Here is a 12847-nt window from a genome sequence, read left to right as displayed (position 1 = left end):
TCACTCTATTAGTTATCATCCATTTTCAGTACAGCCATGAATGCTTCTTGCGGCACTTCTACAGAACCAACAGACTTCATACGTTTTTTACCTTCTTTTTGCTTATCAAGAAGTTTACGCTTACGAGAAATGTCACCACCGTAACATTTTGCAAGTACGTTTTTACGCATCGCCTTAATTGTAGAACGAGATACAACTTTATTTCCGATAGTCGCCTGAATTGGCACTTCAAACTGTTGTCTTGGAATTAATTTCTTTAATTTCTCTACAATTACTTTACCACGGTCATACGCTGAATCACGATGTACAATAAATGATAAAGCATCCACTTGTTCATTATTTAAAAGAATATCCATTTTCACAAGCTTAGATGGTTTATAACCAATTAACTCGTAGTCAAATGATGCATATCCTTTCGTATTTGATTTCAATTGATCGAAGAAATCATATACGATTTCTGATAACGGGATTTCATATGTCAATGTAACACGTGTTTCATCTAAATATTGCATATCAATAAACGTTCCACGTTTCCCTTGGCAAATTTCCATTACAGCTCCAACATAGTCATTCGGAACCATAATTGCAGCCTTCACAAACGGCTCTTCTACACGATCGATAGCCTGTGGATCTGGCATATTAGATGGATTATCAACAATAAGATCTTCACCGTTTGTTAAATACACTTTATAAATAACGCTTGGCGCTGTTGTAATTAAGTCAATCTTGAATTCACGTTCAATACGTTCTTGAATAATCTCCATGTGAAGCAGCCCTAAGAAGCCACAACGGAAACCAAAACCTAAAGCTTGAGATGTTTCAGGCTCAAATTCAAGAGCAGAATCATTCAATTCTAGTTTTTCTAACGCATCACGTAAGTCGTTATAACGTGCAGAATCGATTGGATATAAACCACAGAATACCATTGGATTTAATTTACGATACCCTTTTAACGGCTCTACAGCCTGACGTTTCGCATGTGTAATCGTATCACCTACGCGTGTATCGCCTACGTTTTTAATAGATGCTGCTAAGAAACCTACATCACCTACTGTTAACTCGTCACGTTGCGTTGTTTTCGGTGTAAACACACCTACTTCTGTTACTTCAAATTCTTTTCCAGTTGCCATCATACGTACTTTATCGCCAACTTTTACCGTTCCATTTACAACACGGATATATGCAATTACACCACGGTACGGATCATATAAAGAATCAAAAATCATACATTGTAACGGCTCTTCTGAATCACCTGTTGGAGCTGGTACCTTTTCAACGATTTGTTCTAAAATATCTTCAATACCAATGCCAGCTTTCGCTGAAGCAAGTACAGCTTCCGATGCATCTAAACCAATTACATCTTCTACCTCTTGACGTACGCGTTCTGGGTCTGCACTTGGTAAGTCGATTTTATTAATAACTGGTAAGATTTCTAAATTATTATCAAGCGCTAAATATACGTTCGCTAATGTTTGCGCCTCAATTCCTTGCGCTGCATCCACAACAAGAATTGCACCTTCACAAGCCGCTAAACTACGAGATACTTCGTACGTAAAGTCGACGTGTCCTGGAGTATCGATTAAGTGAAGAATATACTCTTCACCGTCTTTCGCTTTATACGTTAGTTGTACTGCATTTAATTTAATTGTAATACCACGCTCACGCTCCAACTCCATAGAGTCAAGCAATTGCGCCTTCATTTCGCGCTGTGCCAACGCGTTTGTTTTCTCCAAAATACGGTCTGCCAACGTTGATTTCCCGTGGTCAATGTGAGCAATGATGGAGAAGTTACGAATTTTGGACTGTCTTTTTGCTCTTTCTTCTTTATTCATCTATGTTCTCAACTCCTAATAGTCTCGCCAATATACACTAGCACTGATTATATCAATAGAGCAGCAAAGATTCAATGAAAACTCGTGCTGCTTACAATACAAATCACTCTATCTATATCTTATGCGAACAAACCATAAGAGACAAACCTTTTTCAAATTAAAGGACGACTCTCTTACAAACCAATAAGACAACCGTCCTTCCTGCTATCCTTAGCTAAAAATCCCTTTTATTGCCCCAACCACTATATCCGTCCCAAACTTTGTCATATCACGAGCAACACTTGCTATCGCCATACCGATACCTTCTACAACATTAAAACTTCTTAAACTTTCTAACTGTTTTTGTTTTTCAATAGCCGAAAACGTATCTCTCGAAATTTCTGATTCAGCCCCAGCGCCTTCTGTTCCTGTCATATGAGCAATTTGTTCATATGACAGCTGACGATACCCCTTCATACTTTTCAGACCATGATTAGCGAGTCCCACTCCAGCTATCATCATAAGCAAGCATAAGACTGTACCGCATATACATAACAGCGTAAATCGACTCAAACTATTTCTGCCTCTTTCCATCAATGTGTATAGGCCCCTGTGTTATCTTGATCAATCTGATGATGCAGTGCTGCATTTAAACCACTTGCTATTACATTTGCCATATCCTCAATAAACGCATCTACTTCTTTTGGGGTTACCATTAAATTATGACCAAGAGGAGATAACACTTCATAAATCAACTTTCTCTTTTCTTCTTCTTCTAACGTACCAATAGCCCCTAAAAACATATTTCGACTCTTTTCATCTGGCATATCTTCTTCTGTTAATTTTTTCTTTTCTCCAAATGTAAAACCAGCTGGTAATAAAGAGCGTGATGGTTTGTTTCCTTCTTTCAGTTCCCGGCCAAAATGTTTCAAAATAAAATCAATTGTATCACTCGTAATCGAAACGGCATCTACCACAGTTGGCACACCAATTGCGATAACAGGAATACCTAATGTTTCTTTACTTAGTTCCTTACGCTTATTCCCAACACCAGATCCTGGATGAATTCCTGTATCAGAAATTTGTATCGTACTATTTACTCGTTCAATAGAACGCGCAGCTAATGCATCAATTGCGATGACAAAGTCTGGTTTTGTCTTTTCAATAATTCCGTAAATGACATCGCTCGTTTCGATTCCTGTAATTCCCATTACCCCTGGACGAATGGCACTAACAGGCCTAAACCCTTCTTCCACACTTTCAGGCTGCAATTTAAACAAATGTCTCGTCACCAGTACGTTCTCTACAACTATCGGTCCGAGTGCATCCGGCGTTACATTCCAATTCCCAAGACCTACGATTAAACAACTCGCTTCTTTTGAAACTCCAACCTCTTCTAAGAAATAAGAAAATTCTTTTGCAAAAATACGCTCTACCTTTTGCTGAAGTTCCGTATCTTGTTGTCGTATACCTTGCACCTCAAGAGTTAAATAATTCCCAGGTTTTTTCCCCATCGACTCAGATGCAATTTCATCAATAGTTACTTTTGTAATTGTAACTCCCTCTTCTTCCCTCTCTTTTACAATAACTCCCTGTATCCCTTTTTGTTCTTCTTGGCGCTCTTGCAGCATTTGGTGCGCCTCTACAGCAAGGTCAGTTCTAACACTATATTTACTTAAATCTAATGGTTCTTTCATCGTATCTCCTCCGTAATTCATAGTAAATATCGTTAGATTTCCCCAAGTTATATTAGGTCATTCTTTCCTTTACGTGAAATTTCATTGATATACTATTGCAATTCTCTTCACCGTTTGATAAAATATCACTTGTTCTATGTAAGAATCGAGTCATTCGATTGCACCAGGGAGGTGAAAAGTATGGCAAACATCAAATCTGCTATCAAACGCGCGAAACTTAGCGAAGAGCGTCGTTCACATAACGCTTCTATCAAGTCTGACATGCGTACTGCTGTTAAAACTGTAGAAACTTTAGTTACTAATAACGATCTTGAAAATGCTAAAGAAGCTTTCAAAACTGCTTCTAAAAAACTTGACAAAGCAGCTCGTAAAGGTCTTATCCACCAAAACGCTGCAGCTCGTCAAAAATCTCGCTTAGCGAAACAAGTAAACGCGTAAGGCGTTTAAAAAACGATCCATTCGGATCGTTTTTTATATACACAAAAAAGTTCACGTATTTAGTACGTGAACTTTTTTGTGTTACTACATATGATTTAACCGCATTAAGAAAAACTCAAGCACAAGTTTCTTATCCATCTTTCCAGTCTTCATACTATAATCAGCTTCCGCTAATTCTATAATAACTTTTTTTAATTCTTCAAAAGAAAAAAACTTCGTTTGATTCATCGCCAACTTTACCCGGTACGGGTGCACACCAATATGGGAAGCAATTTGATTTTGTCCGTAACCACGCTGTTGTAATTCTTTCACTTGATGGAGCAAGCGGAATTGACTTACTAATAACGCGAGCAGTTTAATTGGTTCTTCCTGCTGTGTAAATAATCCGTCTAAAATTTGCATCGCACCAGCGATATCTTTTTTCACCACTTTTTCTGTTAAAGCAAACACATTTTGCTCAACAGATTTCGGCACAAGTTCCGTGACAAGTTTTGGCGTAATTTCTCCGCCCATACCGACGTATAACGTTAACTTGTCCATTTCCTTCGCCAACATTGTTACATTACTTCCCACAAGCTCTAACAACAAACTAACAGCTGCATTATCAATATGCACATGCACCTCATCCGCGCGAGAAACAATCCACTTCTGAACATCCTGCACTTGCATCGCATTTGCCTCTATTACATCCGCTGTTTTCTTTAATAGTTTTGTAATTTTTTTTCGTTCGTCTAATTTTTCATAAGGCGCAACAAAAACAAGAATAGAAAAAGGAGATGGCTCCCCAATATATTCTTCTAAAATTTTTATATTTTGTTCTAATTTTTCTTTTTGTGCCGTTAAAAATAATGGTGATTTTATTAATATAACTTTACGCTCTCCAAAAAAAGGAAGCGTATGCGCATCCTCAACTACATCTTCTAAATACGCTTCTTCCAAATCGTATGTCACAACATTAAACTCTCGATCTTCCTCTTCAAGCGCTTCCGTTGTAATAAGCTTTATCGTTTCATTTATAAAATAGGCTTCCGTTCCATACAGTACATACAACGGAGCGAACTGTTTCTTTTTAATTTTCTTATGTATATCACTCATATTTTTTCCTACTCCCTAACTTGGCAATATATATTTATACTAATGCCCTAGCTTTTGTTTTACAAGTACAAAGGGACGGGCTTTATAACCCGCCCCTTTATTTATATAAAACGCCACGCAATAAGCCCCGGATTTCTTATTGGTGTGCGGTAATCACCTTCCCTTTATTATTTACAATAATAATCTTAGTATAAGTGCCAACTGTTAACATGATTGGAAATGAAAAATTCACGCTACTTAACTAACTAGAAAAGTATACAAATACTCTATTTCGCTTCATATGGAAATTGTAGATTTTTTTCTGACAATATTCTATACTAAAATGGAATGTTGGGGAGGGATTCTAAATGAATGATTTTGAACAAAACGTTCAAAGTAAACGCAATGACGCTATTGATTCAGGGGTAGGATTTATCGTCTCATTTGGTTTTTTCGCAACACTTTTCATTATTGCAACTGTTATTAAATTCATCGGTTCTTAAAGGCTGCTGCTTAACGGCAGTCTTCTTTTTTTCATCTTCTATGTGTTTCATCATATGTGATTTTACTTTGAAAGGTTCCTTTTTCTCCATTAAAAACATAGGAAATAGCACCTTGCTTATCCGTACGCCATATATCAATACCCATCTTCTTAAAACGCTCTATAACTTCCTTATGCGGGTGCCCATACCTATTACGCTCTCCCACAGAAATAATCGCTACAGTAGGCTGTACAAGGCTTAAAAAAGTATCTGTAGACGATGTTTTACTCCCATGGTGGGCAACTTTTAAAATATTAGCCCGCAAATTAGGATATGTCGATACTATAAACTTTTCTCCTTCTTCTTCTAAATCACCCGTAAATAGCCATGTTAGTCCCCCTAGTCTGGCCCATAGTACAATCGAAGAGTCATTTTCTCCCTTTTCTTTCCCCTTTGGAGCTAATACGAAAAATTCCGCTTCATTTACCCTCCAACCTTCCCCTTCTCCTACTACACTTATCTTCATGCTCTTTTCTAACGCCTTTTTCTTCACCACTTTTTCCAATACAGCATCTTGTTCCTTTCTCCCAAATACAACTTCTTTTACAATAATAGATGACAGCAAATCCAGCGCAGCACCTATATGATCCGCATCTCCATGCGTTACAATTAATTTATCAATCGTTTTTATACCTTCTTTTTGTAAGAAAGGAACCAGAATATCATGCCCAACAGAAAATTCATGCTTTTTCTGTTGCCACACTTCCTTCTTGACGGGAAGGGCTCCACCTGTATCAATAAGATAAACCTCTTTATCGTACGGAAGACGAATTAATATTGCATCTCCCTGTCCAACATCAAGAAATGTAACACTCCCACTTTCGCGAAAATATGGATATACATAATGACAAGTACTAATAAAAAGAAACACACCCACAACTATGCACAAAATTTTTTTCGTTATTACTCTTTCCCAAATCACAAATATACTAACGATACTAAAACAATATATAGCCACAAGAAATAAAGGAGTTTGACCAAAAGTAAGTCGGATGAAAGGGAAACTTTCACAGTAACTTAGAAAGTCATTAGAAATGGTTAAACATAATGAAAGTACATATGCAATTCCTTTTGCGAAAAATGGAATAACCGGCATACATATAAGAATAATAATGCTACACGGCAATACAATAATGGATAGAAAAGGAACATATATAAGATTGAGGAAAATGCTATAAGGAGAAAAATAACAAAAATGATATAACAAGATGGGGGTACTAGCGAGCTGTGAAATTATAGAAATGTAAATAGAATTTCGAACTACTCCATTACTACGCCCTAATAATATCGGCGCAGATAGTAGTAAAGCAAAACTACCTACAAATGAGAATTGAAATCCAATGTTGAAAATAAGATATGGATCGTATATAAGCATACATATAGCTGTTATACTTAAGGCGTCTAGACTAGATAAGCGAATAGAGCACATGAAAGCTACCAACAATAAAACTCCTGTTATAGAAGCCCTCACAACAGATGGCGACGCCCCAGCTACGATCATATATAGAGGAATGCAAACTATAAGGCATACTGTTGCTGTCTCTTTCGTCACACCACTTCTTAGTAAAACAAAATACATTATAACCATTAATAATACGATATGCGATCCTGAAATTGCCAACAAATGTATAAGACCAAATTGTTGATATTGCTCTTCTACTTCAAACGTCATTTGTTGTCGATCTCCAAATAATAATGCGTTCATAAATGCACCTGATTGTTCTGGGAACATTTCTGTAACTTTCGAGATTGTTTGTTGCCTGAGAAGAAAAATCCATTGCACGAGTGACAACGATGTTTTTTGGCATTCAGAAATGTATGTCACATCAAATATAAAATGTATTTTTTGCTGATATAAATAATTACGATAATCAAAAACATGAAAATTCCGGGCAGTTTGTGGTTCTTTCACCTCCCCTTTAAATGTACACGATATACCTGCATGTAATTGTTGCAACTGCTTCTTTTCCGAAGCAGATTGTATTTTATAATTTAACTGCACTAAGTTTTTATTCTGATCCTCAATTTGAAAAGAGAGACGATCTCCATTAATTAGAGGTGTATTTTGCACGACCCCTCGTGTAACTTCGTAGGGCTCCCCTAGCGGCTTATTTAGACTCTGAACATATGTGGTGTACATAGCGCCACTAAAACACGCTATCATACAAAATATGAAGGTTTTACGCGAAGTACGATATAAACAAAATAAAACATAACAAACGAAACAACAAGCAGTCAACAAATGCGACGTGGAAAAGGTAATTGCAATCCCAATTATAAACGAGATTGCAACATAGCCCCATTGTCCATTCAACTCATACTCACTCCTTATAGCATCATTTTCGCTTTAGTGAATACACGCTGTAATTCTTCCATTGATAAATTATCTTTTTCTAAAGCTGCGAATAATTCCTTTAGCTGCAAATGACGCTCTTGTTCCTCTAGCGATGTAATATCATATTCTAGCGGAACGTGCTTCACTGTTACACTCGCCTGTTCAAATAACTCTACGGCATACGGATGATTTTTATAATCCTGTGCATAATAAACTGCTGTAACACCACTTTGAATAATCGCCTTACAGCACTGCAAACAAGGAAAATGTGTGACATAAATTTCCGCTTCCTCTGTTTTTGCACCAAACTTCGCACATTGCAATAAAGCATTCATTTCCGCATGAATTGTACGAACACAATGATTATCAATGACATAGCAACCATCGTCTATACAATGTACACCACCTTTAATTGAACCGTTATATCCACCAGCAATAATTCGTTTATCACGAACGATTGTCGCTCCTACCGCAAGCCTTGTACATGTACTACGTAAAGATAGTAGATGGCTTTGCGTCATAAAATATTGATCCCATGAAATTCGTTCCATATTTTTCACCTTCTTTTTTGTCTACTTGTAGTGTAGCGAAAAAAGAAAAACTTCGTCAATCTTTTACGGAATAATAATTTGATCTTTTATTTTCTCTAAAGACTTCGCCCCAATCCCATCAATTTCTAATAAATCTTCTATTTTCTGAAACGGACCGTGTTCTTCTCGGTATTTCAAAATACTTTCTGCCTTCCGAGAACCAATGCCTGTAATTTTTTCAAGTTGCTCTTTAGAAGCTGCGTTTATTTGAATCTTTGCCTCGCCCTTTGAAAAAGCGTCCACCTCTTGTACTTGCTCATTTTTATTCGGTACATAAAGGATCATTTGGTCTTGTACAATTTGCGCTAAATTCACCTTCTTCACATCTGCTTCTAGTAAAAAACCACCCGCCTTTTCAACGGCATCCTTCGCTCGGTCCCCCTCTTTCATTTCATACACACCTTCTCTTACAACCGCCCCTTTCACATCAATTATAATTATTTTTTTCTGTTCCTTTGTATCCAATACTTTCGGTTTACTTTTTTTCTCCACATCTTTCGCTTGAACTTCCGTTGTAATGAGCGATTGCTCCGTTTGCTGATTCGTTTTCCAGAAAAAAAGAAAAATCAAAGTGCCAATAATAACCACTAATCCCAACCATTTTTTCGGAAAATCCCACATCATTTTACACCTCTAATCATAAATTTATAACATCATTCATATTGTTTAGGAGAAAGCTGTTACGAAGGAGGGATGAAACATTGAACATAGGAATTATAGGGACAGGGAACATGGGGAATATACTAATCGATGCATTTTTAGAAACCCGTGCTGTCAAACCTTCGTGCCTTACTATTATTAATCGGACGCCTGCCAAAGCATATCATATAAAAGAAAAATACCCTTCTGTTCATATAGCCAAAACAATCCAAGAGGTAATCGAACAATCCCAGCTTATTTTCATTTGCGTAAAACCGATAGATATATACCCTATTCTAAAAAAATACGCTGACCATTTTTCAGACGAAGATTGCTTAGTTTCTATCACAAGCCCCATATCTCCATCACAATTAGAAACACTTATACCTTGCCACGTCGCTCGTATCATTCCAAGCATCACAAACCGCGCCTTATCCGGCGCATCACTATTTACATTTGGAAATAACTGCTCTGAAGAATGGCAACAAAAACTATTTCGTCTATTCAAAAACATTTCTACTCCCACTGTTATAGAAGAAGATATAACGCGCGTTTCATCTGATATAGCAAGCTGCGGCCCTGCTTTTTTTAGTTATTTATTACAATGTTTCATTAACGCTGCTGTAGATAAAACAAATATTACACATGAAGAAGCCACTACTTTAGTAAGTGAAATGGTCATTGGAATGGGGAAATTACTTGAAAAAGAAATTTTCACATTACCTACTTTACAAGAAAAGGTATGCGTTAAAGGCGGTGTTACAGGAGAAGGTATTCGTATTTTAGAAGAGCACGTTGGGGATATGTTTCATAAATTAATCGAACGGACACATGAGAAATTTGATGAAGATTTAAAATGCGTTGAGCAGCAATTCAATAAACACACATAATAAATACGCCATCGTAATCCCAAACCCTTTTTATTAATACTTATCTTTTTCATGCTACATTTTCACTAAAACTAGCATTTTTACACTTTACACATATCATCTTTTTATTTTTCTAGAACTAAAACTACATCTTTTCTATAAAACAAAAGCAACCTTATCGGTTGCTTTTCTTTTATCCATTCTTCTTCGCCATAAAAAAGATGCGCTCTGTTTGTTCTGTCACTTCGATTCGTTCAAAGTCACCTGTGACGCGAAGTACTGTAAACCCAGCTTCTTCAAGCCATTTTGTTAACACTTCAACCGAATATGCACGCTGCACGTGACATTCGTCAAAACGATGGTACACATCTTCTTCTGAATCTTGTACAAAGAATGTCAAATCATGTTCCACACTATCTGATTCTTCTCCAGGGAAGCAGTTCCAAATAAGTGATATTTCTTCGCCGTTCACTGTATATGTTTCATTTTGAAATACGTGATGTATTTTATATAACGAGTGTACATCGAATAAAAACAAGCCATCCTGACGTAAATGGTGGAAAACTCTTCTAAATGTTTCTTGCACTCCATCTTCTTGCAATACGTAATTTAATGAGTCACAAAATATTGTCACACAATCAAATTCACCAGGAACATCGAGCTCTCTCATGTCTTGTTGGTAAAAAGGAATAAAATAACCTTCTCCCCCCAATTTTTGCTGTGCGACAGTTAACATTTCTTCCGAAAGATCTACACCAATTAAATCATAACCTTTTCGTACAAGCGGAAGTGTTACGTTACCAGTTCCACATGCTACGTCAAGAATTTTTGCCTCTTTCATAGATGCCTGTTGCAAACTTTCCTCTGTGAATTCCACCCATTTATCATAAGGGACATCATTCATCAGTTCGTCATACAGCAAAGCAAATTGTTCGTATTTCATTGATCTAGCTCATCTGCAATATCTTCACGCGGCACATCGCCCCATAGACGCTCTAAATTATAGTGATTACGCTCATCTTTATGGAATACATGAGCAACCACATCACCAAGGTCTACTAAAACCCAACGTGCTTCATCAAAGCCTTCCATACGTTGTACGTTAATTTCGAACTCATGTGCCTTCGCTTTAATTTCACGTGCAATTGCTTGTACTTGCTTGTCTGAATTTCCGTGACAAATAATAAAATAGTCTGCAATCGGTGAAATACCTTGCATATTTAGTACAACCATATCTTCTGCTCTCTTATCATCAGCTGCTTTTGCCGCTAATACTAATAACTCTTTATCTTTCATTTATTAATTTCCTCCTTGATAATTGCATTGTATGTTTGGAATGTTAATGGATAAATCGTTTGATCTTTTTCCATTAAAAATTGAATTGTTCGCTTTAAAGCAAACAGTAAAGCTTGATTTATATCTTTATATGCGAGTTTCCTCGCTTCTTCCACACCAGGAAACTTACGTCCTGGTTCAATGTAATCTGCTACATAAATAACTTTATCTAACATTGTCATTTTTTCATGACCACTTGTATGATATGTAATAGCTTGTAGAATTTCAAGATCAGTAATGCCTACTTCTTTTTCTACTAAGTATGCCCCAACAGGTGCATGCCATAACTCTTTGTTATAGTGCAATAGATCCTTTGGCAAAGCTTCTCTCTTAATAATCTCTTCCATTTCTGGAATCGCTCTACATTTTGCATAATCGTGAAATATAGCAGCCGTCTCTGCCTTTTTTTCATCTACACCATATAATCGGGCAAGTTCAATCGCTGTTTCCATTACACCAATCGTGTGTATATAACGTTTTTCATGCATTTGCTGTTTGACAATACTAAGTGCTTCCTCACGATTCATACAACCCATTCCTCTCGACATATACCTGTACTTTTTCGGGGAGTAAATATTTGCACGTTTTCTTCGTCATATATCTCTCCCGTAACAGAGAAGAAGAAACTGCAAACTCCGGAATTTCCACTTTTACGATATCATAAGGCGTATGTAATGTATAACCTGGTCTTGCAACTCCAACGAAAGTCACAAGCTTAAGTAACTTTTCAATGTTATACCACTTCGGCAAATACTCAACCATGTCTCCGCCAATAATAAAGTGAAACTGCACATCCGGATACTTCTCCGTTAATTGTACCATAGTGTCGTACGTATAAGATGGGCCTTCTCTGTCTAGCTCTTCTAAACAAATTGAAAAGTATGCTTCTTCCTCAGTCGCTATTTGCAGCATGTTTAATCGACTTTTCACACTCGTAATGTTACGTCCTTGCTTGTGCGGTGGAATCTGATTCGGCAAAAACCATACCTCTTCCAACCCTAAAGCATGATACACTTCATTTGCAATTAACAAATGCCCATTATGAGGCGGATCAAACGTGCCACCAATAATGCCAATTTTTCTCAAAAGAAACGCTCCTTCCTTTTACATACAGCAACTCTCCCCATACATATTCGAAGAGAGCCACTGTTAATAAAAGTTCAATTGGTTTCGCTTTCTACATATCAAGCGTCCACTACGAAATAACTCACGTATATCTTTTATCGAGGAAGCTTAATCTGCTTATTTTCTCTTGATTCTTTGTATAAAACAATTGTGCTTCCGATTACTTGAACGATTTCAGCTCGTGCACCTTGTGCAAGCTCTTCTGCAACTTCACGACGATCAAATTCACAGTTTTGTAATACGCTCACTTTAAATAGTTCACGAACTTCTAATGCTTCTCCAATTTGTTTCACCATATTTTCATTTACGCCACCTTTTCCAACTTGAAAAATCGGTGTTAAATGATGTACCTTTGCACGTAAAAATCTTTTTTGTTTTCCTGTTAACATATA

At 36.9% G+C, this 12847-nt stretch carries 15 protein-coding genes; 3 read left to right on the top strand and 12 right to left on the bottom strand.

The window, feature by feature from the left end; genetic code table 11:
- Positions 1 to 8 precede the first annotated feature (8 nt).
- The 3 genes from lepA to gpr form a co-directional block, all read right to left on the bottom strand.
- Positions 9 to 1832, bottom strand: a complete 1824-nt coding sequence (lepA, locus tag JTF23_RS15520; protein ID WP_002145694.1) for an elongation factor 4 — start codon at positions 1830 to 1832, stop codon at positions 9 to 11.
- Positions 1833 to 2042: 210 nt separating this feature from the next.
- The gene (locus tag JTF23_RS15515) at positions 2043 to 2405 is read right to left on the bottom strand and encodes a DUF3679 domain-containing protein (RefSeq protein WP_033710758.1); all 363 of its coding nucleotides are present in this window, start codon (positions 2403 to 2405) and stop codon (positions 2043 to 2045) included.
- On the bottom strand, positions 2405 to 3508 hold the full coding sequence (gene gpr, locus JTF23_RS15510; RefSeq protein ID WP_002111912.1) for a GPR endopeptidase: 1104 nt from the start codon (positions 3506 to 3508) through the stop codon (positions 2405 to 2407). The genes JTF23_RS15515 and gpr overlap by 1 nt, the downstream gene beginning before the upstream one ends.
- Before the next feature lie 180 nt (positions 3509 to 3688).
- Between gpr and rpsT the strand changes: the two genes are divergently transcribed.
- The gene (rpsT, locus tag JTF23_RS15505; RefSeq protein WP_002088694.1) at positions 3689 to 3946 is read left to right on the top strand and encodes a 30S ribosomal protein S20; all 258 of its coding nucleotides are present in this window, start codon (positions 3689 to 3691) and stop codon (positions 3944 to 3946) included.
- Between the two features lie 84 nt (positions 3947 to 4030).
- Here the strand turns inward: rpsT and holA are convergent, their stop codons facing one another.
- Positions 4031 to 5041 carry a DNA polymerase III subunit delta gene (holA, locus tag JTF23_RS15500; protein WP_002034073.1) on the bottom strand — a complete coding sequence of 337 codons (1011 nt, stop codon included), beginning with the start codon at positions 5039 to 5041 and terminating at the stop codon, positions 4031 to 4033.
- Between the two features lie 347 nt (positions 5042 to 5388).
- Here holA and JTF23_RS15495 point away from each other — a divergent pair, with 347 nt between their 5' ends.
- Complete coding sequence (locus JTF23_RS15495; RefSeq protein WP_000997609.1) at positions 5389 to 5523, top strand: YqzM family protein; 135 nt, start codon at positions 5389 to 5391, stop codon at positions 5521 to 5523.
- Between the two features lie 31 nt (positions 5524 to 5554).
- Here the strand turns inward: JTF23_RS15495 and JTF23_RS15490 are convergent, their stop codons facing one another.
- The 3 genes from JTF23_RS15490 to JTF23_RS15480 form a co-directional block, all read right to left on the bottom strand.
- On the bottom strand, positions 5555 to 7876 hold the full coding sequence (locus tag JTF23_RS15490; protein WP_204209119.1) for a DNA internalization-related competence protein ComEC/Rec2: 2322 nt from the start codon (positions 7874 to 7876) through the stop codon (positions 5555 to 5557).
- A 14-nt stretch (positions 7877 to 7890) separates the two neighbouring features.
- On the bottom strand, positions 7891 to 8448 hold the full coding sequence (locus JTF23_RS15485) for a ComE operon protein 2 (RefSeq protein WP_002088698.1): 558 nt from the start codon (positions 8446 to 8448) through the stop codon (positions 7891 to 7893).
- 63 nt (positions 8449 to 8511) lie between these two features.
- Positions 8512 to 9111 (bottom strand): helix-hairpin-helix domain-containing protein, encoded by a 600-nt coding sequence (locus JTF23_RS15480; RefSeq protein ID WP_204209118.1) that lies wholly within the window; start codon positions 9109 to 9111, stop codon positions 8512 to 8514.
- 77 nt (positions 9112 to 9188) lie between these two features.
- Between JTF23_RS15480 and comER the strand changes: the two genes are divergently transcribed.
- A complete protein-coding gene (comER, locus tag JTF23_RS15475) occupies positions 9189 to 10016 on the top strand; it encodes a late competence protein ComER (RefSeq protein ID WP_204209117.1) in 828 nt (275 codons plus the stop codon).
- A 172-nt stretch (positions 10017 to 10188) separates the two neighbouring features.
- Here comER and JTF23_RS15470 read toward each other — a convergent pair whose 3' ends face one another.
- The 5 genes from JTF23_RS15470 to yhbY form a co-directional block, all read right to left on the bottom strand.
- Positions 10189 to 10938 carry a class I SAM-dependent DNA methyltransferase gene (locus JTF23_RS15470; RefSeq protein ID WP_002111917.1) on the bottom strand — a complete coding sequence of 250 codons (750 nt, stop codon included), beginning with the start codon at positions 10936 to 10938 and terminating at the stop codon, positions 10189 to 10191.
- Positions 10935 to 11291 carry a ribosome silencing factor gene (gene rsfS, locus JTF23_RS15465; RefSeq protein ID WP_000653209.1) on the bottom strand — a complete coding sequence of 119 codons (357 nt, stop codon included), beginning with the start codon at positions 11289 to 11291 and terminating at the stop codon, positions 10935 to 10937. The genes JTF23_RS15470 and rsfS overlap by 4 nt, the downstream gene beginning before the upstream one ends.
- Positions 11288 to 11857 (bottom strand): bis(5'-nucleosyl)-tetraphosphatase (symmetrical) YqeK, encoded by a 570-nt coding sequence (gene yqeK / locus JTF23_RS15460; RefSeq protein ID WP_002160435.1) that lies wholly within the window; start codon positions 11855 to 11857, stop codon positions 11288 to 11290. The genes rsfS and yqeK overlap by 4 nt, the downstream gene beginning before the upstream one ends.
- Positions 11847 to 12416: a nicotinate-nucleotide adenylyltransferase gene (locus JTF23_RS15455; protein WP_002160434.1), complete on the bottom strand. Its 570-nt coding sequence runs from the start codon at positions 12414 to 12416 to the stop codon at positions 11847 to 11849. The genes yqeK and JTF23_RS15455 overlap by 11 nt, the downstream gene beginning before the upstream one ends.
- Positions 12417 to 12550: 134 nt before the next feature.
- Positions 12551 to 12844, bottom strand: a complete 294-nt coding sequence (gene yhbY, locus JTF23_RS15450) for a ribosome assembly RNA-binding protein YhbY (RefSeq protein ID WP_204209116.1) — start codon at positions 12842 to 12844, stop codon at positions 12551 to 12553.
- Positions 12845 to 12847 lie beyond the last annotated feature (3 nt).

The sequence above is a fragment of the Bacillus sp. RIT 809 genome (assembly GCF_016892495.1).
GTDB classification, from domain to species: Bacteria; Bacillota; Bacilli; order Bacillales; family Bacillaceae_G; genus Bacillus_A; species Bacillus_A cereus_U.
This window is presented reverse-complemented; position numbering and strand designations above follow the sequence as displayed.

Bases quoted from the DNA above. Each gene is read 5' to 3' on its own strand.
- JTF23_RS15485 (WP_002088698.1), bottom strand. From the start codon at position 8,448: ATGGAACGAATTTCATGGGATCAATATTTTATGACGCAAAGCCATCTA.
- rpsT (WP_002088694.1), top strand. From the start codon at position 3,689: ATGGCAAACATCAAATCTGCTATCAAACGCGCGAAACTTAGCGAAGAG.
- JTF23_RS15515 (WP_033710758.1), bottom strand. From the start codon at position 2,405: ATGGAAAGAGGCAGAAATAGTTTGAGTCGATTTACGCTGTTATGTATA.
- rsfS (WP_000653209.1), bottom strand. From the start codon at position 11,291: ATGAAAGATAAAGAGTTATTAGTATTAGCGGCAAAAGCAGCTGATGAT.
- JTF23_RS15495 (WP_000997609.1), top strand. From the start codon at position 5,389: ATGAATGATTTTGAACAAAACGTTCAAAGTAAACGCAATGACGCTATT.
- JTF23_RS15480 (WP_204209118.1), bottom strand. From the start codon at position 9,111: ATGATGTGGGATTTTCCGAAAAAATGGTTGGGATTAGTGGTTATTATT.
- lepA (WP_002145694.1), bottom strand. From the start codon at position 1,832: ATGAATAAAGAAGAAAGAGCAAAAAGACAGTCCAAAATTCGTAACTTC.
- yqeK (WP_002160435.1), bottom strand. From the start codon at position 11,857: ATGAATCGTGAGGAAGCACTTAGTATTGTCAAACAGCAAATGCATGAA.
- yhbY (WP_204209116.1), bottom strand. From the start codon at position 12,844: ATGTTAACAGGAAAACAAAAAAGATTTTTACGTGCAAAGGTACATCAT.
- gpr (WP_002111912.1), bottom strand. From the start codon at position 3,508: ATGAAAGAACCATTAGATTTAAGTAAATATAGTGTTAGAACTGACCTT.
- holA (WP_002034073.1), bottom strand. From the start codon at position 5,041: ATGAGTGATATACATAAGAAAATTAAAAAGAAACAGTTCGCTCCGTTG.
- JTF23_RS15470 (WP_002111917.1), bottom strand. From the start codon at position 10,938: ATGAAATACGAACAATTTGCTTTGCTGTATGACGAACTGATGAATGAT.